Below are 20,656 nucleotides of genomic sequence, written 5' to 3'. Positions count from 1 at the left end.
TACATAAAGTCGCAAGGATGTGGAAACACAAAAAGGCAGCCCAAGAGATTCTCTTGGGCTGCCTTCTTAAGTATTTTTCTAAATGGCTACACTACCTGTGAATGCAACCTCAGCAGGACCTGTCATATACACATGGTTATCCTCTTCATTCCATTCAATGAACAGATCGCCACCCTTTAGACTAATCCAAGCTGCTCGGTCCGTCAGACCATTTAGCACAGAAGATACTAAAGTTGCGCAAGCTCCAGTCCCACAAGCAAGTGTTGGTCCAGCTCCGCGTTCCCATACCCGCATATCTACTCTGCCTCGATCCAGAACCGTCGCGAACTCGACGTTTACCTTTCTCGGGAACAATGGATGTACCTCTAGCTTAGGTCCCCATGTCGCAAGATCGAAAGATACGGCATCTTCTACATAAATAACGCAATGAGGATTACCCATAGATACTGCAGTAAACTTAAATTCGGTTCCGTCCGATTCAATCGGCTCTGAGAGCACGGGTTCTGTATCAATAGCTACCGGAATTTGAAGGCCGGACAACACAGGTTCACCCATATCAACCGTTACAGTTTCCACTACACCGTCTTTTACATTCAAGGTAACCTTTTGTTCTCCGGCAACAATCGTTTCAATAACAATCTGCTCGGAGTTTACCAGGCCATGATCGTAGACATATTTAGATACACAGCGAATGGCATTTCCACACTGCTCCGCTTCCGAGCCATCAGAATTCATAATGCGCATCATAAAATCGCCACGTTCAGACGGTAGGATAAATACTAGTCCGTCAGCACCAATTCCGAAGTACCGATTGCATAGCGTTACAGCAAGATCCGCTGCATTACTTGGTAGCTCTTGCTCGCCGAAAACTACGATGAAGTCATTGCCTAGGCCGTGCATTTTTGTAAATTCCATTGAAAGTCCACTCCTAAAGGTTATGTTAAGTTAGATACGAGCTATTAACTGCAACAAGTATACCTTTAGGAATGGAGCGTTACTATTAACTTTATGCCGAAATTTTTGTACTTTTTATCATCGAATTACTGCCGCTACGACCTCGATTTCGTTTACCGCCCCAAACACTGCCAGCCCCCATCAAGAAGGTCGGAATTCCCGCTGTTACGAATACTAGACACCATTCACGGAAATTAAGCGGCACTGTTTTGAAGACGGGCTGGAGAAATGGAATATACATAACAGCCAGCATCAAAATCACGGATGACAATACAGCAAGAACTAGGTACTTATTCTGGAACGGATTTCGATGGAACACCGAACGAGAACTGCGGCAATCGAAGACATGAATCAACTGAGCCATAACGAGTGTTGCAAAAGCTACAGATTGTGCTCGAATCAGCTGCGCTGGATTCTCTGGTGCTACACGTAAGGTTAGCCAAAATGCTCCTAACGTACATAAACCGATTAAAAATCCACGGCTTATGATCTTCCACCCTAAACGACGGGCAAAAATATTTTCCTTTGCACCACGCGGCTTATGCTCCATTAAGTCCTTCTCAGGCTGGTCAACACCAAGCGCCATCGCTGGCAGTCCGTCTGTCACCAAGTTGACCCATAAAATTTGAATAGGCACTAATGGCAGAGGCAGACCGAGCATCATGGCAAAGAACATGGTCAAGATTTCCCCTACATTTGATGCGAGCAGGTATCGAATGAATTTACGAATGTTCTCATAGATGTTTCTACCCTCTTCAATGGCAGCAACAATGGTTGAGAAGTTGTCATCCCCTAGCACTAATGAAGATGCTTCCTTGGTCACATCTGTTCCGGTGATCCCCATAGATATTCCTATATCTGCCGCTTTAATGGCTGGAGCATCATTGACTCCGTCTCCGGTCATAGCCACAACATGACCACGGCGCTGCAAAGACTTCACGATACGAAGCTTATGCTCTGGAGAAACGCGGGCGAATACGTACACATTATCCGATACTTTATCCAGCTCATCATCATCCATCCGAGTCAGTTGAGCCCCTGTTAATACTGTGCCCCCACGTTGCAGAATTCCTAATTGGTGAGCAATGGCCTCTGCAGTCGTTCCGTGGTCCCCAGTAATCATCACAGTCTTAATTCCTGCTCGGCGTGTGACGCTAATGGCATCGCGAACTTCACGCCGCGGTGGATCAATCATTCCAGCCAATCCGATAAAGACAAGTTGGCACTCCGCATCCTTTTCACTATCCACATGTTCACTTGGACGCATATCACGATAAGCCATACCTAGGACACGAAGTGCACCTGAAGCCATTTGCTCATTGGCATCAAGTACTTTCTGCCGCAATGTTGGCGTTAAAGGCACGACACCGCCCTCCCAGAGCATATACGAACAGCGATTAAGCAGCACATCAGGCGCGCCTTTCGTACATACCATCCGTCCTCCGGGATGACCAATAATAACTGACATTAACTTCCGCTCGGAATCAAAAGGAAATTCCTTCTCACGGGAGTAGGTTACGGCTAGCGTTTGGGCGGTCAAACCCATCTTCCCTGAAAGCGCTACTAGAGCTCCTTCCGTTGGATCTCCTTTGAGTTCCCAGATCGATGAGCTGTCAGAAGATTTATCAACTACAATGCCCTTATCCTTCCCTTTACGCTTACCTCGCACTTCGGTCGGAAAGGTCTCAATAATCTCCGCATTACTGCACAAAGCACCCACCTGTAGCATCCGTCTTAAACTCTGATCATTTTTGAGATCTACCGGTTTACCTTTCTCCAGAACCTGTCCGTTCGGAGCATAACCTTCACCTGTTACTTCAAGGCCACGTCCGCCCGTCCATAATCGGGTCACCGTCATTTTATTCTGAGTCAATGTACCCGTCTTGTCCGAACAGATGACGGATGCGCAGCCCAAGGTTTCCACTGAAGGTAACTTACGAACGATGGCCTTTCGTTTGATCATCCTTTGCACGCCCAGCGCAAGTGCGATGGTTACAATGGCCGGAAGCCCTTCCGGAATCGCAGCGACCGCCAAGCTTACTCCGGCCAAGAACATTGCTGTGGCAGGCTGTCCATGTAAAATACCGGCTGCTACAACTACAATAGTTAAACCTAGTGATACATAGATTAAAATTTTCCCTAACTGCTCGAGACGATGCTGAAGGGGGGTTTCCTGAGATTCTGTATTCTGGATCAGGTCTGCAATCTTACCCATCTCTGTGTCCATACCCGTACGAATTACGATAGCTTTACCAGTACCCCTGGTTACCATTGTGCCCATGAACCCAAGATTCTTCTGATCGCCGAGCGGAATCTCCTCCGCGCGGATCACATCCGAATGCTTCGAGACAGGCAGTGATTCCCCAGTTAGCGCGGATTCCTCCACATATAGAGAACTGCAATCCAGCCATCGAATATCCGCGGGTATTCGATCACCACTGTCCAGCAAGACAATATCACCTGGTACTAACATCTTTGCTGGAATAACCTCGCTGTTCCCCCCACGCAGTACTTTGGCAGAAGGTGCGGAGAGCTGTTTTAAAGCTCTTAGCGAACGTTCGGCGCGGAACTCTTGAACAAACCCAAGGGCTCCGTTTAAAAGGATAATCGCGATGATCGTGATGGCATCCAAATATTCGCCAAGCAAACCGGATACGAGCGTCGCACCCATAAGCACAAGCACCATGAAATCCTTAAACTGGTTCAACAGCAGGGTAAACGGGGATACGGTCTTTCCTTCGGACAGCTCGTTATACCCATTTTGCTTCCGTCGCTCCGCGGCATCCTCTCCACTGAGGCCCGTCCTCGGATGGACATTGAACATTTTCTGCAGCTCTTCTGCACCGAGCCGGTGCCAACTGTTTTGTTCCATGACTTTTCTTTCCCTCCCGGTCGTTTCTTGACTTCCGGCGGCGCACAGCTTTTCCACCTGTTCATGACCAAGTGTATTCAAGGTCGTCCAATAATATCACCGCCTAACCAATTCCCCTTTTGCGCGAATGTCCCAAAGTATGGCATCATAGAGAGGTAAGCTTAAACGTCTTCGGTGTTCTTATAAGGGCGGTAAGCGTTTAAACAAGAAATATAAGATATAAAGTATGATGTGAAACTTATACTTTCTTATATTTTCAGAAATTCAATTCACGTCGACAGGAGAGCTTTATCATGGCATTAGACGGCATTGTTACCCGAGCTATCGTGCACGAACTGCAATCATTCATCGGTGCGCGTATAGGCAAAATATATCAACCGAGCAATCACGATCTTATCTTCAACCTGCGGGGTGCCGGTGGCGGCGGCAAGCTATTGCTCTCTGCTAATCCGACATATCCGCGTCTGCATCTTACAGAAAGAAGCAGCATAAACCCATCAGAAGCACCTATGTTCTGCATGCTCATGCGTAAGCATTGTGAAGGTGGGGCTATTGAGAGTATCACTCAGGTAGGCATGGAACGAATTATTCACATAAATGTTAAGACTAGAGATGAGCTTGGAGACGTTTCTGCCAAAAAGATCATCATAGAGCTCATGGGACGGCATAGTAATATCATCCTTACTGAGCTCAGCACAGGAACGATCATAGACGGCATTCATCATGTTACTCCATCAATCAGCAGCTACCGGATCGTAATGCCCGGTGTCGCTTACACAGAGCCTCCTCAGCAACACAAGCTGAACCCTCTGGAGATCGATAAAGAACGATTTCTCAATTTGATCTCAGCTGCTGAAGAATCCGCTCTACTGGAAGAAGATGAGAAGGAGGCCGAACCGGAAGAAATCATTGAAGGTGAGCTCGCCAACCTGATTACAAAAGAAGAGGTTGAACAGAAACCTGACGGCTCAGGCGGTCCTTCCCCATCAGCTGACCCGGTAGGCTGGATGGTGCATGCCTTCAGCGGAATGAGTCCACTTGTTGCCGGAGAGATTGCTCTTCGTCTCAGAAATGACCTTGCGATAGGTGATACACAGGGATCTGCACCAGAATTTCCAACAAAGTTATGGGACGCCTTCCAGTCTGTAATGGGACCTGTCCATAATTGCGAATTCTCTCCTGTTTCAGGTGCGAATACGAAAGGGAAAATGATTTTTTCCGCGATTCCGTTATCTCTATTGGGTGAGAATGCGAAGCAATATAACACGATTAGTGAGTGCATGGAGGATTATTACGGGGATAAAGCTGAACGTGATACGGTGAAGCAACGGGTAAGTGATTTGATCCGTTTCCTGAGCAACGAACGTAGCAAAAACGTTAAGAAGCTTGCCAATCTACAGAAGGATCTAGACGAAGCGCAAGACGCAGATCGCTATCGTATTTGGGGTGAATTGCTATTCGCGTCCTTACATGCCGTGTCCAAAGGAGATAAAGAAGCCTCTTTGGTCAATTATTATGACGAAAATCAGGCAGAAATGGTCATCCCACTCGACCCTTTATTAAGCCCATCGGATAATGCACAACGTTATTTTAAAAAGTACAACAAATATAAAAACAGCCTCCTTGTCATTAATGAGCAGCTGATTAAGACCCATGAGGAAATATCCTACATGGAAAGTTTACTTCAACAGCTTGCCCATGCCTCATTGAATGACATTGAAGAGATCCGCGACGAGCTTGTAAGTCAAGGATATCTTCGCGACCGAAGCAAAAAAGGCAAGAAAAAGAAAAAAGCAACCAGACCTACATTGCAGGTCTTCACCTCGTCTGAAGGCATCGACATTTATGTCGGAAAAAATAATTTACAGAACGAATACGTCACTAATCGACTGGCTTCACCTAATGACACTTGGCTGCATACCAAGGATATTCCTGGTTCTCACGTTGTCATCCGTAGTGAGGAATTTGGAGATGCCACACTGGAAGAAGCCGCCCAGCTTGCCGCTTATTTCAGTCAGGCGAAGCAGTCAAGCAGTGTGCCTGTAGACTGCACACTGATCCGCCATGTCCGCAAACCGAGTGGCTCGAAACCCGGATTTGTGATCTATGATCATCAGAAAACATTGTTTGTCACTCCAGATGAAAATCGCATTAAGAGTCTTCCAAATACGCTGAGAAGCTAAATAACAAAAAGAACCGGCTGTCGTCCATTTGTGGATGACAGCCGGTTTTCGTTTTTCAGTATATTATGTTCAACTGATTGAACTTAGTTTTGACGTAACATGCCAGCAACCTTCTTCAACTGTTCCAGAGCTTCAACAGAAACCGTAACACTACCGATATCTCCATGAAATACAACACCTTGACGAGCACCATGAAAATCCGAGCCACCGGTTATAATTAAGCTGTATTCTTCAGCCATGGTTAGGTAACGCTCTGAATCAGCGGGTTCGTGATCCGAATGATAAACCTCAATCCCTTTAAAAGCCCCCCGCTCCATAATCCCTCGTACTAACTGGTCGTCACCATATAGGCCTGGATGCGCCAATACTGGAGACCCACCCGCCTCGATAATCCAATCACAGGCTTCCTCGGGCGTGATTCGTGGGGGTGACACGTAAGCCGCTGCACCTTCGGCTAAATACTTATTGAACGCATCTCTCATATCCGTAGCTGCTCCAAGACGAACCAGCTCATCAGCAATATGTGGTCGACCAATACTCTCATCAGGCTTCAGTTCCCGTCCAATTCCCGCGACAACTGCCTCAAGCGTAATTTCAATCCCAAGCCCACGTAATTTTGAGAGGATCGCATCATTCCTTAGTGCCCGGGTTTCTCTTAGCCCTTCCAAACGGGAAAGAAACAACTCATTTGCTGGATCTATGTAGTATCCAAGGACGTGAATATCTTTTCCTCCAGCACGAGTGCTGATCTCTACACCCGGTACAACAGTGATTCCGTACTTCTCTCCTGCTTCGAGAGCTTCCTTCACACCAGCCACAGTATCATGATCCGTAATGGCAACTGCGATTAGTCCCTTCTCTTTAGCGAGACGTACATTTTCCTCCGGTGGCTGCATGCCATCAGAGGCTTGAGTATGCGTGTGAAGATCGCATCGTGAGGCGTCAATATTCTCCGGTCTGTCGCCCTTCAGTTCATCCAGTCTAGTTTCATTCTCCATTTCTATCACCTCTATCGCTAGTTTCTAAGTTTCCTGCCTCTGGTCATATTGCTTTAGTTATCATTCGAATGCTCGCGCAAAAAAGTCAAGAACGTCACTGCAGAAATTGGCAGCAGTGTCGATTTTAGATGAATGGCGTAGAATTGTCTTTTAAATGAGGCATCCGAGATATTCACGATTTTCAGTAGTCCAAGCGCAACCTCATGTTTAACAGAAGAAGTCGAGATAATAGTAACCCCAAGACCCGCCTCCACTGCCGACTTCACAGCACCCGTACTACCAAGCTCCATCACTATTTTCATCGATCCCGGATCAAGCCCCTTCGAGAACAGCTGCTCTTCCATCACACGCCGCGTTCCTGAGCCCTGCTCACGCAGAACAAAAGGGTGCTGAAGCACCTCCTCCAAAGTGACCTCTTGCTGCTCTGCAAGCGGATGATCATAGGGCACAATCAACTTCAATTCATCCCCCATCACCGGCTCAATCACCATATCAGGATGTGTTACCGACGCTTCAATTAAACCAAAATTCAACTGATGTTTTAGGATTTCCTCCATAATTTGCGAGGTATTCATGACCTTCATCATGATTGAAATGTTCGGATATTGCTTTCCAAAAGGACCTAAGAGCCGTGGCAGCACATACTCCCCAATGGTAAGGCTTGCCCCAAGCTGCAAGCGCCCTTCCAACATATGCGTAAACGCCGACATCGCTTGATCCGTCTCCCGCATCAATTGGATACTGCGCAGCGCGTATGGCATTAACGTATGACCTGCTTCGGAGAGCATGATTTTTTTGGTAGAACGATTGAAGAGCTTGGTTCCAAAATAATCCTCTAGCGCCTGTACTTGCATGGTCACTGCTGGTTGAGTCATATGTAATGTCTGTGCCGCTGCCGAGAAGCTTCCTCGCTCTAAGACAGTATAAAAAATATGTAATTGATGAAAGTTCATGCTCTGCAACTCCTTGTGCTGTCTATAAAAGAAACTTAAGTAAGGGATTATGTACGATATGAAGCTTATATATTCTTATTTTCAAAAAGGACATGCAGCCACCGCCGCATGCCTCCTGTTCGTTCTTTATACACTATTTACGTTTACGCTTCTTCTTCGTTAGCTTAGTGCGGCGGGAATTGCGCAGCAGCGAAAAGTAAGTTTTTAAATCTCTCAACTGTGGAGTCGCAGAGATTCTACCAAGAAACGAAACGATGATCATAGAATATAATGGCTGACCTGAAATATCTTTTTCACCTATCAATTCCGTGAACTCAGCGATTACTACAGAGTCATCGTCAATTAAATACGCGTTAAAATCACTGTCTGAAAAGGGCTTGAGCCGATTCTGCATCAGGCACTGCCACATCCATGCGGCGACCTCTTCGTCATCGCTTACACCTTTACCGATCCGGTCCAAATAACGACTCTTCGCATGATTTGTTATAACGATGTCAGCGACCCTGTAGTCGTTCAGCATGATGTGGAAGGGCTCGTAAGAACTGGGCCAATCCGTCCCTTTGTTGCGCATCATCATCACACTCCACCATAAGGGTCTTTGTATGTACTTAATGTTGTCATCTTACCTCATTGCTGAAAGTTGTACAAGTTCCAGAGCACGGAAGAAACCGCGGTTACCCGAGAGCTGCGCATAAAAAAACAGGTGCTACTTAAGCACCTGTTCACCTCCAAGAATTACATACCGTAATTACGGGACTTGTCCGGCCCATTACTGGTATACTCTGTCTTAATTTCGTTTCGATAGGATCTTTCGATCTTACGAACGTAGGAGAGTCTGCGGACATTCTTCATAACTTCCTCGGCACGTTCTGCATTTACATACATCACTGCATAATGCATTTTCCGAGAAACATAATGTAATGTTCCGTATTTCTCAAGGTTACGTGCCGCTTTAACGTCACTTACCCAAATGATGTATCCTGTCCGTTCCGCAAACATAAGCTAAACCGCCTTTCTCTCTCTAAATCCTAAGGGAAGCTTATCCGCAGGAGCATTTTCCCCCGCTACCGCATCCACCTTTAGGGGAAGGATCATTGCTTGGTACTTTAATGCTATCCGATACTGAAAAAGCAATCGCTTCCGACATGGAATGCAGAATGTCATCAAGAGTCTTCTCCGCCTGCTTAAAACGAGCGACCTCTTCAAACTTCTCCAATTCCGCTTCTACTGCCGAAACCTCATCCTTCGCTGAATGATAGTTCGGATGAAAATGTCCGAATCGCTGTGTTTCTTCAAACAACTCCTTCTTGGCTTGAAGCTGTTTGACCATGGCCTGAATTTCTGGGTTCGAATCAACCCGTCCTTTCCAGTATAAGTAATCCGACACTTCGGCGGATTGATTAATCATATCGCCTAATTCATAGGCGTATGTCAGCACTTCAGCCATATCGACCGTATTTAATTCCGCTACGCTCATGAACTCAGCTCTTTTCTACGTTAATGTTCTACCGAATTCAGTAGACTTTTCTATCATACCATAATCACTCGCTTCAGCAGAAGAGGAATTTCTTCGCCTTTTGGGAATTACTAACTTCATTTCCTTCCAGTCTTCAGGGGTCAGCTCTATTTCCTCAACCGTTTCACCATCGTTATACAGCAGATGTCCTGCCACTTTCCAAGGATTACCTTTTATTCTGGAGGGGATGAAATCTAACATTTGGTCCTTTAAGGAAAACCGCACCTTAATTCCCCATTTCAACCCTTGTTCCATTACTTTCTGAGCGGTTGAGCTATGATAATGGCGCCATTCCTTGCTCCAGATCTGTGGTACATTTTCTCCACCTAATAAGATATCCTCCTCCTGCTCAGGAGAAATAACTGGTAGGTTTAAAAAGGGATTCCCTCTGTCGAGTAGCCTTAGTTCAGCATTTAGTGCTGGAAGTGAATACAACGCTTGCCCGGTTTCGGCTTCTTGATGAAAAGAAGTCCATTCAGCATCCACCTCTTCCTCATGTCCTCCAATCATCCTAGAAGGGGCCAATCCTGCTAAGAACAGCTCCTTACGCATCTGCTCCACAGACTCCGGAGATACAAGGAAATGAAGCGGTCCGATACGTTTAAGGCTCTCTTGCAGTCGCGGATGGGCTGCAATAGCCGCTCCGTCCTCCTCCGTCTGACAAGTCAACAGAATCACTTCAGAGAGTGATGTTCGGCCAATGCTCTTTCCCCATTGCTCTAAAGACAGCTCTACCACAGATGGCAGACCACCCAGTGCATGATCTTTAATCCAAGTTATCGCTTCTTCTGGAGGCATCCCTCGCTCTGATGCATGCACGAGCATCTCACGAGTCAGTCGGAAGCTCCACATCGTATCTGTTTGCAGAAGTTCAGCGCATTCAGCTAAAACCCAGCGCACAGTATAGAGAACATCCGGTGGAATCAAGACTTCAAAATCGGGTTGCACAATAAACTGGTCATTCGAATGCTCTGCCACAGAATCAGGGAAGGACTCACTACTGTACATCAGCTTCGGTTTTGCAGCAGTCCAGCGAAAACACTGGATACCCTCAGACGTGCTCCCCAGTTCACACCATCCAAAGCCTGTTAGACAACGAAGCCAGTTCAAGCTTGATTGTTCCAGCTCTTTCCGGGTAACTGTTCCGGTTAAATTCATATCTGCCATCCAGTCCAGAAGCTCAGGCAACGCTGTCCATTTCTCTGATACAAAAGCATTGCTGGATATTAAATAGCGAAAATGCTGATCGGCAGGCCCAATGTTTCCAAAACGATGAATAACAATCCCATACAGGATGTCAGTCATTCTTGTCTCAGGAAGTTGCAACCAACTTCCCAGCATATCCTTGTCCAGTCTATAGCCTGTTTTCAGTCTGGTAATAAGCCCAAGACACAACATGATATCTACTACAAGAGCCGCTGACAGAGCATCCATTTCATTCGAAGGAGTGCCCATAGAGAGCCCCGCTAAATGCTTTTCCTGAAAAGAAAGCTGAGCCGCTAAACGATTTAAATTCTTTTTATGAATAATTCCCTTAGCGGTCAGAGGCAAGCCTTCACGAGCCATGAACAGCAAGGCCCGAAACAGATCTACTGCCAGTCCAGCACCCGCCTCCATGGATAGATTCACTGAATAACCCTCAATAAACTTAGGCTGGTATGGGAAGAATTCTTGTTCTAGCACTAATAATTGTTCAACAGGAATCTGATACAGCTTCTCCCCCAATATTTTATGCCTCGCAGTTAACAACCCAGCGCGCCGCAGTTCATTCATTGCAAGCTTTTGCTCTGCCCGGCAGAGCGTCGAAGGACGCCAACGCTCTTCTTTTCCCTCGTCAAAGGGCTGGGCCGCGTAAGCAGCACATAATCGCTTTAAGACCTCTAGGGCTTCCGCTGATAGCTGGTTCAATGGATCGTTCGCTCCTTTCCGTTCGGCACCATTTTAACGACATATTCATACCCCTGTTCTGTTAAAAACATCCGGCGGCGCATAGCAAATTCCTGCTCCCGGCTATCTTCAGATACCAGCGAATAGAAGTACGCTTTGTTCTCACCCGCCTTCGGACGCAAGATTCGACCCAAGCGCTGGGCCTCCTCCTGCCTGGATCCAAAAGCTCCTGAAACCTCAATAGCAATCGACGCATCTGGTAAATTCACCGCAAAATTCGCTACTTTAGAGACAACAAGCACCTGTATTATTCTCTCGTTAAAAGCTGCATACAACTCATCTCTTTCTCGCTGCTTCGTTTTACCCGTAATCAGAGGTGCACCGATCTTATCCGACAGTTCAATTAATTGGTCGAGATACTGTCCAATAACCAGAACCGATGATCCCTGGTGGGCTTTTAGAAGCTCGACTATAACCTCAGCTTTTGCAGGATTGCATGAGGCCATACGAAATTTCTCTTTCGCTTCAGCATACAAATACTTCTGTCTCAGCTCAGAGCTCATCGGTACGATCATCTCGACACATTCTACCTCTGCAATCCAGCCCTGCTGCTCCAGCTCCTTCCAAGGCATGTCGTAACGTTTAGGCCCAATCAAAGAGAATACGTCCCCTTCCTTCCCATCTTCTCTAACCAGAGTTGCAGTGAGACCTAGTCTTCTAGTAGCCTGAATATCTGCTGTAGCCCGGAATACTGGAGCTGGAAGCAGATGAACCTCATCATAAATAATCAAACCCCAGTTGCGTTCATTGAACAGCTTCATATGGAGAAAAGGACCGCCTTTGGATTGACGGTGCGTTAATATCTGATAGGTAGCTATAGTAACAGGCCGCACTTCTCTTTTTTCACCGGAGTATTCGCCAATAGACTCATCAGCCAAATCGGTTCGCTCAAGCAGCTCATCTACCCATTGCCTTACCGAAGTTGTATTTGAAGTTAAGATCAGTGTTTCGCATTGTAGACTTTCAAGAACGGCCAATCCCACTACCGTCTTACCCGCTCCACAAGGCAACACAACTACCCCGCTGCCTCCCTGCCCTTCTATGCCTTGAAACATCTGGACAGCCTCCTGCTGATATTCACGCAGTCCAAAAGCTTCACCTTTCGCTCTATCCTTTGCGTGATTGCGAGACTCCTTCCAGGTCAAACTTAGAGCTTGTCCGACATGATAACCAGCATAATCCAGTACAGGGTAGCCTAGTCTCATCAGCTCTTGCTTTAAAAGCCCTCGGTTCTCCGCACGGCATGAGCTTTCTAGTGGATTTATTCTCTGCAAACCTAACTCCTTTAGACCTGATTCATCAACTAGTCCATTCAGAATCTCAGCTGTCTCAGCCCTAAGCGTAACGAGCTCATTCGAAGTCTCCTGACCGTGAAGGGTGAGCTTCCCATACCTAGAGAGAAGAGTTGCGATCTCGTCCTCCAGCCCGGCAGGAACACCCCAGCGCGCGAGTTGATGAAGACTTGAAATAATCGTTTCAGCTGTATAATTAAGCGCTGCTGCATTCCATAATGATAATGGAGTGATTCTATAAGTGTGATAAGCCGGAGGACTCTTTACGAGCTCTGCAAAGGTTCCCAGTTCTTTCCTTGCCTTCTCAAAACCAGGATGTGCACATTCCAGTAGAATTGTCCGATCCCTTCGCACAATGCAAGCCCCTGTTTCATTCATAACGTTCCCTCCCCATTCATTAATTTTATTCAAGCCTGCGCTATGTAATCTGCTTACATTCATACAAGCAAAAACGCCTTCGGCATCCCAAAAGGGCGTTAAGCGTTTATGCGAGAAATATAAGGATAATGTATAGTTTGAAATCTATATTTTCTTATATTTGAACAGGAAAAAGCTCATCCCCGCATAACGGTCATGAGCTTCCCTATCAAACTATTTAATGTAAATGCTGCTGCGAAATATCATGAAGTGCTTCGCCAGCCTCGTCCGCAAAAATGTTGCGCACAGCCAAGTCACCGATGGACACTACACCAATCAGCTTCTGGCCACTAGTCACAGCCAATCTGCGAATTTGCCAGCTCGACATCAGTTCTGCAGCCTCATCTACAGATGTATTCTCTGAGACGGTCTGAATTTCTCTACTCATTACCTTTTCCACAGCTGTTGATCCAGGGTGTTTAGCCGCGTAACCTCTAATCACTAGATCACGATCTGTAATTACACCGAGTAATGTCTTATCATCTTCATTATCAATGACTGGTATAAATCCAGTGTCATGATCTCTCATTTTAACAGCGACTTCATACACATTATCCAGTAGTGTGACTGCTACAGGCTCCTTCGTCATAACCTCTTTCACTGTCTTCAAGAACGAACCCTCCTAATCATAATCTCCATGTTATGGAATAGGTTCTCCTCTATGAAACGAAATTATACGATTGTCTTCTCTTGCAAACAGGAATTCGCCATAGCGATCAATAATTTCATCCCATGCAACATAGCATCCTCGTCAAAATCAAACTTGCTATGATGATGCGGGTAAGCTGCATCTTTGTCTGGATTCCCAGCCCCTACGAACATAAAGCAGCCAGGAATTTCTTTTACATAGTAGGCAAAATCCTCAGCTGGCATCAGCTTTTCCATGCGAATCACTTGAACAGCTTCTCCTAGTGCTCCCGGTGCCACCTCGGAAAAACGCTGGTATTCCCCCTCGTGATTTACGAGTGGCGGATATCCCATAACATAGTCTATCTTAGCTTCTGCACCGTATGCGCCAGCTATTGAAACTGTCATTTCTTCGATTCTGCTGCGGATCAGATAACGGGTCTCCTCGTCGAACGCCCGTACGGTTCCTGTAATGCGACAACGCTCAGCTATGACGTTCTGGGCGAATCCCCCTTGAATGGTTCCTACACTGAGAACAGCGGGCTCCAGCGGGTTCACAGAGCGGCTTACGATGCTCTGAAGCTGAGTCACAAGCGCTGCCCCGGCTACAATACTGTCTATCGTGCGATTCGGCATACCGCCATGTCCGCCCCTGCCGATGATATCAATGAAAAATTCATCAGCAGATGCCATAAGAGGTCCTGGCGCACTGCCCACGGTCCCCATTGGAAGCGGAGTCCACAAATGCAAACCATACACCGCATCCGCGCCTTCCAGCACGCCTTCGGCAATCATCCCCTGTGCTCCACCCGGGCATACTTCCTCCGCAGGCTGAAAAAGAAAACGCAGCTCCCCTTCTAACTCTTCAAGGCGGCTGCTATAGTAAAAGGCTACACCCAGCAGTATTGAAGTGTGTCCATCATGCCCACAGGCATGCATAACCCCTTCATTTTGCGAAACGTAGTCATTCTTATTCTCCTCTTTAATAGGTAGTGCATCCATATCCGCGCGAAGGACTACCGTTTTCCCCGGCCGATGTCCTCGCAATATACCTGTTACACCATACCCGGACGTGCTTCTTCTAACTTCGATGCCGAATTCTGCTAACTTGTCTGCTATAAATGCTGACGTTTCCTTTTCATGAAAAGACAACTCCGGATGACGGTGTAAATGGCGTCTCCATTCCACGATCTCCGGCATGAGCGAATCAACCGCTAAGCTCTTCATACGTTCTCCATCCCCTTCTTCATAAACCCGCATCAATAGCATGCGACAGCAGTCCTGTACACTTTGTTCCAGCCGTATACGGCTATAATTCTTTTATTGTAGCAGAAACGCAAAAAACTGGGTATCGTTAGGAGGTGCCTACTCTTGCACAACGTTTAGAAACATACTATCATGAGGTAGAACATCAGCAAACGGATCATGAATTCATCATTATACTTCATAAGGGGGATATGCGTGCTATGATTTTTGAGAACACGGGCCTCGTAGGATTGAAGAGTGATCTTCTCTATCTGGACGAGAGTGCGACAAAGGCTGGCTTCATTCGCTGGCAATGGGAATACTATCGTGCCACTTACGACTGCAAAATTGAAGACCCACAGGATGGTGGCGAATACTTTCTACGCATCAACACTCGCGCTGTCGAGGGGAAGCTGGAGAAAGCTGATGCCGTACTTGCAATTGAAGCCGTATACTTAGGGAAAGCAACATTCCCCCATGGCCTGGAGTATGACTCCCCGGTACCTAAACCAGTATTGGACACTGCTGCTACTCGGATTCTCGAATTAAAGCAGATGTTGGAGGCTTGAGTAACAGAAAGGGAAAGACGAAACAAAATGTCAGCCTGCCCAAAAGAGGAACACCCGATTTCCAACTACTTATCTTAACACTACTACTTGTGGGTTTCGGTCTAGTCATGGTCTTCAGTGCTAGCTCCAGTTTGACCTTAGCAAGCTCGAAGTTCAGTAATGACCCTCTATTTTTCATGAAACGCCAGATGATATGGATCGTACTTGGAATCGTTGTTATGTTTACAGCCATGAACATTCACTACAGTAAATTCAAGAAGTGGTATGTGCCTATCTTTATCATCACCATAATTCTCCTGCTATTTGTAGCCTTTTCCGAAAGAATCAATGGCGCCAAGAGCTGGTTAAGTATCGGGACGCTAGGGATCCAACCTACCGAGCTGGCCAAAATATCAATTATCCTGTATCTCTCTGCACTAATTACCAAAAAAGGTGAACGGTTTAGAGATTTCCGTACAGGATATATCCCTGTAATGGTCATTGTGGGTATAGTTGCCGGACTTATTATGATGCAGCCAGATTTGGGCTCATGCCTTATTCTCGTGGCTACCAGTGGACTTGTCATTTATGCAGGCGGTGCCAGCATGAAGCATATCCTGGGCTCTATTGCACTCTTGGTGCTAGGGGTAGGAATTGTTATGGGGGCTAAAGCAGCGATTGATTCCCTTTCCCCCGCAACCGACAAAGTAGCCGCCAATCAAGACTATAAAAAAGGCCGTATTCAAGCTTTCATAGATCCCTATCAGGATCCTGAAGGCGAAGGATATAATATTATTCAGTCTTTGACCGCTCTCGGACAAGGTGGAGTCAGTGGCTCTGGCTTTGGCAAAAGCATTCAAAAGCTGGATTATCTTAAATACCCGTATACGGACTTTATTTTCCCTGTGATTGGTGAAGAATTCGGCTTTGTAGGAACGGCATTATTTCTGATGTTATATCTGTATTTTATCTGGCGAGGTATTTTAATCGCATTAAGGTGTAAGGATCCCTTTGGCACACTAGTGGGCATTGGTATTATGGGCCTCATTGCCATTCAGGCCTTTGTCAATATTGGTGGTGTAACGAAGACGATTCCGCTTACTGGTGTAACCTTGCCATTTATCAGCTACGGCGGTTCTTCACTTCTTGTGAGTATGCTGTCCATGGGAATTATGCTGAGCATTTCAAGAGAAACTAATCTTCCAGCTAAAGAGGAAGTCACGAAATCTGTAACTACGGTTAGACAAGTTCGTTCAAGGTAAGATTCATAAATCCGGATGTAATAGAATATATAAAAAAGCAGTCCAAGTTAAATATCTTGGACTGCTTTTTTGTGTACAAGCTCTTTTGCATTAAGCAATTTCATCGTTCTTGAAGGCTACGCCTTCAACTTTGACATTCACTTCAACAATATGAAGTCCAGTCATGCTCTCCACAGCTTCGCGTACGTTCTGTTGAAGCATCCGGCACACTTCATGTATCGGAGTTTCATAGAGAACTATAATACGCAGGTCTACTGCTGCTTCTAGCTGTCCCACTTCAACGGTAACGCCCTTTTGGACGTTCTTACCACTAAGACGCTTTGCCCAGCCCTCTGATAGGCCACCTGACATGGCTGCAATACCTGGAGTCTCCAAGGCAGCCAATCCGGCAATTTTCGAGACGACGTCATTTGAAATTCGTATATTTCCCATTTCCAATTGAAGTTGTTCTGCCATGCCATATCCCCCCTTAACTCATTATCAATTATTGTAATTCCTAAACAGGCTAAAAAGCAAATCAGTTTCTCGCTTTCTCGTTTACACTTAGGAATAATTTGGGTATATTGATTATGAATTGATCCTGAATACATAGATTGGAGTGTACTTTACATTGAAAAAATGGATTTCACCAGCTTTGCTGGCAATCACCTTTATCCTTAGTGCCATAGGACATTATGCAGATTGGGACCACACGCTTCAGTTCGTTCTCTCTGCAGTAGCCGTTGTGTTTGTGGCTGGCTTTCTGGGCCGCGCCACAGAAAGTGTAGCACATTATGCTGGACAGCGGTTAGGCGGCTTCCTAAACGCTACCTTCGGTAATGCCGCAGAGCTAATCATTGCCTTTTTCCTAGTGAAGGAAGGACTGTTCGACATGGTGAAAGCCAGTCTTACCGGTTCCATTATTGGCAATCTGCTGCTTGTCCTCGGTTTAAGTATTTTCGCTGGCGGAATGAAGTTCAAAGTACAGAACTTTAACGTAACCCTTGCCGGTATGAACGGTTCCCTTATGATCGTAGCGGTGATCGCTTTATTTGTACCGGCTATGTTCTTCAATACCCATTCCATAACTGAAAAAGATACAGACGTGCTGAGTTTAATCGTTGCTGGGCTGCTCATCGCTTCGTACATGGCCTGGCTGGTCTTCTCCATGATTACGCACAAGAAACATCTAGAGGACGTTACAGAAGCCGGTAAGGAAGAAATGGCTCATGAGCATGCGCCTAAGTGGTCCAGAAACAGATCCATCCTTTATCTACTTCTTGCTACCGTAATGGTAGCCTTTGTGAGTGAGTGGCTGGTAGGGACGCTTGAGACTCTAACTGAGCGCTTTGGATTTAGTGAACTGTTTGTAGGCGCCTTCCTCGTGGCAATCATCGGTAATGCCGCAGAACATAGTGCAGCCATTATGCTAGCCATGAAGAACAAAATCGGTGCGGCAGTAGAAATAGCTGTCGGGAGCAGTCTTCAAATTGCACTATTTGTAGCGCCTGTACTTATCTTCGCCAGTTATTTCATGGGTGATACTATGGACATTGTGTTTACAACGATCGAAATTGTCGCCATTGGCGTCGCGGTCTTTATTGCCAAATCAATCACTCAGGATGGCTCGACCAACTGGTATGAGGGTCTCTTGCTATTAACGGTTTATCTAATTCTCGGAGTCTCCTTTTATCTAGTATAAATACCTACCTATTCATTCTATAATTCTCAAAAAAAACGCACATGAGTGACGATCTGTCCTCATGTGCGTTTCTATGAATACTATAAATCAAAACTTATTCTTCTTTTGCTTTGTTATTCAATGCCTCATAGAGTACTGCTAAATTCCGCTCCAGCTTACTCAGCACCATTTTACCGGTAATCTCTGGCACCAAACCTGCTCTAACCGCAAAATCGACCTCTCTTGAGAAACCGTACATTTGGGTATCGAGCACTTCCTCATAGAGAGGGCAGTAGCGTGTTGCCAGATTTTCCATCTGCACTTCAATAAGTTGCTGAATTTTATCGGCATCTTCTTGTAGAAGATTGATCGCTTTAAGATTAAACTGTTCCTGTAATTCCGACGAAGTCATGCCTCTTCCCCCCCATGTCCAAAAGTTAAGCTGCTTTTACTATTTTACTTAATATTAGTCGAAATCGGATATCAATACAACAATTCTGTTTATACTAACCATTTATTTGAAAGAAGCAGCTATGTTGTTTATAAGGGATGGCATTAATTCCTCATCTATTTCTAGAAAAAACGCCCCACCGTAAATCGGTAGGACGTCTTTACATACAACTATTACTCAGCTACAACTGTAAAGTTCAAACCGTGTTTAGCAAAAACTTCACTCATTGCCTTCTTAGCTTCTTCTGCATCTGTTCCGTGAACATGAAGCTCGTAGCTTTGGCTTGATACCAAAGTCGTGAACAAACCAAGGATACTCTTAACATCAATGTACTTGTTGTCCGCTTGAAGAACGATTGAAGAGTTGAACTGACCTGCCGTTTGAGCAATATCAACGATTGCCGCATTGTTACTGGACATAGAAATCCCTCCGCAACTTGATTATGAAACATAAGTCATTTGTAATCATTTCTTATGATACCTTGAATCCGCTTACTTGTGCAAGGTGTTTTCTTACTTTTACAGCTTATTTCAAGTTTTCAGGATTCAGACCTTCCAGTTCTGGTAACACGAAGATTCCATCCTTACGGATTAATACATCGTCAAAATAAATCTCCCCGCCGCCATAGTCTGGACGTTGGATTAATACAAGATCCCAGTGAATGGAGGACCGGTTTCCGTTATCTGTAACATCATATGCTTGTCCTGGTGTAAAGTGCAGGCTGCCTGCAATTTTCTCATCGAACAGAATGTCATTCATTGGGTGCAAAATGTAAGGGTTAAAGCCTATGGCAAATTCTCCAATGTGACGTGCGCCGTCATCTGAATTCAGGATTTCATTCAAGCGAGCGGAGTCATTGCTTGTTGCTTCAACAATTTTACCGTTCTCGAATTTGAATTTGATATTTTCAAAAGTCACTCCGTTATAAACGGATGGTGCATTATAGCTGATCGTTCCATTTACAGAATCACGAACAGGAGCGCTGTAAACCTCGCCATCCGGAATATTCTTTTGTCCAGAGCATTTCTCTGCACCGATTCCTTTGATGGAGAACTTAAGATCTGTTCCAGGACCTGAAATATGTACCTTATCTGTTCTGCGCATGAGATCAGCCAATGCATCCTGAGCCTTGTCCATTTTGGCGTAATCCAAATTACACACTTCGAAATAAAAGTCCTCAAATGCTTCTGTACTAATATTTGCAAGCTGAGCCATACTCGCATTGGGATAACGTAATACTACCCACTTCGTATGCTTCACGCGTTGTTCACTATGCACTGGATGGGAATACAAAGAATTATACAATTTCATATTTTCTTCTGGAACATCGGACAGGTCATTTACATTCTCACCTGCACGGATGCCGATATAGCAATCCATTTGCTTCATCCGGTTCAAGTCAATTTCAGCCCATGTCTGAAGACTCTCACGTGTTGCATATTTAAGCATGCTGCGTAGGACTGTACGATCTGTCAACTGAACAAAAGCATGACCGCCAGCTTTACCGATTTCCTCAACAACAGCTTTGATTAAATCTCTTTCATTGCCAATCATTTCTACAAGCACGTTCTCGCCTGGCTGAACATCTACGGAATAACCTACAAGATTTGCCGCCAGCTTTTGAATTCTGGGATCTTTCATTGTGTACTCTTCCTTCCTCTGTCTGAAAAATAAGCATGCTTTTCTATTGTAGCACGCCCTTTATGGAGCGCAAGACCTGCATAACCATGT

At 45.6% G+C, this 20,656-nt stretch carries 19 protein-coding genes; 4 read left to right on the top strand and 15 right to left on the bottom strand.

Features of this window, described 5'->3' with window-relative positions:
* Positions 1–78: 78 nt before the first annotated feature.
* A complete protein-coding gene (gene dapF / locus MKX60_RS17385; protein WP_341060547.1) occupies positions 79–915 on the bottom strand; it encodes a diaminopimelate epimerase in 837 nt (278 codons plus the stop codon).
* 91 nt (positions 916–1,006) lie between these two features.
* Complete coding sequence (locus MKX60_RS17380) at positions 1,007–3,826, bottom strand: calcium-translocating P-type ATPase, SERCA-type (RefSeq protein WP_341060546.1); 2,820 nt, start codon at positions 3,824–3,826, stop codon at positions 1,007–1,009.
* 293 nt (positions 3,827–4,119) lie between these two features.
* Between MKX60_RS17380 and MKX60_RS17375 the strand changes: the two genes are divergently transcribed.
* Positions 4,120–6,009, top strand: coding sequence for an Rqc2 family fibronectin-binding protein (locus tag MKX60_RS17375; RefSeq protein ID WP_341060545.1), 1,890 nt, complete (start codon positions 4,120–4,122; stop codon positions 6,007–6,009).
* 83 nt (positions 6,010–6,092) lie between these two features.
* Here the strand turns inward: MKX60_RS17375 and MKX60_RS17370 are convergent, their stop codons facing one another.
* From MKX60_RS17370 to MKX60_RS17330, 9 genes are all read right to left on the bottom strand, one after another.
* Positions 6,093–7,007 carry a PHP domain-containing protein gene (locus tag MKX60_RS17370; RefSeq protein WP_076299458.1) on the bottom strand — a complete coding sequence of 305 codons (915 nt, stop codon included), beginning with the start codon at positions 7,005–7,007 and terminating at the stop codon, positions 6,093–6,095.
* A 53-nt stretch (positions 7,008–7,060) separates the two neighbouring features.
* A complete protein-coding gene (locus MKX60_RS17365; protein ID WP_076282925.1) occupies positions 7,061–7,960 on the bottom strand; it encodes a selenium metabolism-associated LysR family transcriptional regulator in 900 nt (299 codons plus the stop codon).
* Between the two features lie 133 nt (positions 7,961–8,093).
* Positions 8,094–8,531 (bottom strand): hypothetical protein, encoded by a 438-nt coding sequence (locus MKX60_RS17360; protein ID WP_076283371.1) that lies wholly within the window; start codon positions 8,529–8,531, stop codon positions 8,094–8,096.
* A gap of 164 nt (positions 8,532–8,695) precedes the next feature.
* Positions 8,696–8,959 carry a YlbG family protein gene (locus MKX60_RS17355; protein ID WP_042126853.1) on the bottom strand — a complete coding sequence of 88 codons (264 nt, stop codon included), beginning with the start codon at positions 8,957–8,959 and terminating at the stop codon, positions 8,696–8,698.
* A gap of 40 nt (positions 8,960–8,999) precedes the next feature.
* Positions 9,000–9,437 (bottom strand): YlbF family regulator, encoded by a 438-nt coding sequence (locus MKX60_RS17350; protein WP_076282926.1) that lies wholly within the window; start codon positions 9,435–9,437, stop codon positions 9,000–9,002.
* Positions 9,438–9,452: 15 nt separating this feature from the next.
* Positions 9,453–11,384: a helicase-associated domain-containing protein gene (locus MKX60_RS17345; protein ID WP_341060544.1), complete on the bottom strand. Its 1,932-nt coding sequence runs from the start codon at positions 11,382–11,384 to the stop codon at positions 9,453–9,455.
* Positions 11,381–13,093 (bottom strand): DNA repair helicase XPB, encoded by a 1,713-nt coding sequence (locus MKX60_RS17340; protein WP_341060543.1) that lies wholly within the window; start codon positions 13,091–13,093, stop codon positions 11,381–11,383. The genes MKX60_RS17345 and MKX60_RS17340 overlap by 4 nt, the downstream gene beginning before the upstream one ends.
* Before the next feature lie 217 nt (positions 13,094–13,310).
* Positions 13,311–13,742 carry a CBS domain-containing protein gene (locus MKX60_RS17335; protein WP_341060542.1) on the bottom strand — a complete coding sequence of 144 codons (432 nt, stop codon included), beginning with the start codon at positions 13,740–13,742 and terminating at the stop codon, positions 13,311–13,313.
* Between the two features lie 62 nt (positions 13,743–13,804).
* On the bottom strand, positions 13,805–14,986 hold the full coding sequence (locus MKX60_RS17330) for a M20 family metallopeptidase (protein WP_076299508.1): 1,182 nt from the start codon (positions 14,984–14,986) through the stop codon (positions 13,805–13,807).
* A gap of 239 nt (positions 14,987–15,225) precedes the next feature.
* On the opposite strand from MKX60_RS17330, the gene MKX60_RS17325 reads away from it, so the two are divergent.
* Together MKX60_RS17325 and ftsW are read left to right on the top strand one after the other, a co-directional pair.
* Positions 15,226–15,573: a YugN family protein gene (locus tag MKX60_RS17325; protein ID WP_076282930.1), complete on the top strand. Its 348-nt coding sequence runs from the start codon at positions 15,226–15,228 to the stop codon at positions 15,571–15,573.
* On the top strand, positions 15,570–16,814 hold the full coding sequence (gene ftsW / locus MKX60_RS17320; protein WP_076282931.1) for a putative lipid II flippase FtsW: 1,245 nt from the start codon (positions 15,570–15,572) through the stop codon (positions 16,812–16,814). The genes MKX60_RS17325 and ftsW overlap by 4 nt, the downstream gene beginning before the upstream one ends.
* Positions 16,815–16,904: 90 nt before the next feature.
* Here ftsW and MKX60_RS17315 read toward each other — a convergent pair whose 3' ends face one another.
* A complete protein-coding gene (locus MKX60_RS17315; protein ID WP_042126837.1) occupies positions 16,905–17,270 on the bottom strand; it encodes an Asp23/Gls24 family envelope stress response protein in 366 nt (121 codons plus the stop codon).
* A gap of 154 nt (positions 17,271–17,424) precedes the next feature.
* Here MKX60_RS17315 and cax point away from each other — a divergent pair, with 154 nt between their 5' ends.
* A complete protein-coding gene (gene cax, locus MKX60_RS17310) occupies positions 17,425–18,495 on the top strand; it encodes a calcium/proton exchanger (RefSeq protein WP_042187348.1) in 1,071 nt (356 codons plus the stop codon).
* 94 nt (positions 18,496–18,589) lie between these two features.
* On the opposite strand, the gene MKX60_RS17305 is transcribed toward cax, so the two are convergent.
* From MKX60_RS17305 to MKX60_RS17295, 3 genes are all read right to left on the bottom strand, one after another.
* Positions 18,590–18,886 (bottom strand): YlaN family protein, encoded by a 297-nt coding sequence (locus tag MKX60_RS17305; RefSeq protein ID WP_042126833.1) that lies wholly within the window; start codon positions 18,884–18,886, stop codon positions 18,590–18,592.
* 212 nt (positions 18,887–19,098) lie between these two features.
* Positions 19,099–19,344: an HPr family phosphocarrier protein gene (locus tag MKX60_RS17300; protein WP_042126831.1), complete on the bottom strand. Its 246-nt coding sequence runs from the start codon at positions 19,342–19,344 to the stop codon at positions 19,099–19,101.
* A 106-nt stretch (positions 19,345–19,450) separates the two neighbouring features.
* Positions 19,451–20,566: an aminopeptidase gene (locus MKX60_RS17295; protein ID WP_076282932.1), complete on the bottom strand. Its 1,116-nt coding sequence runs from the start codon at positions 20,564–20,566 to the stop codon at positions 19,451–19,453.
* Positions 20,567–20,656: the final 90 nt, after the last annotated feature.

The organism is Paenibacillus sp. FSL R5-0914 (assembly GCF_038004525.1).
In the GTDB taxonomy this organism is placed as follows: Bacteria; Bacillota; Bacilli; order Paenibacillales; family Paenibacillaceae; genus Paenibacillus_AQ.
Note: the sequence above shows the minus strand (reverse complement) of the source record. Positions and strands in the feature narration are given on the sequence as shown.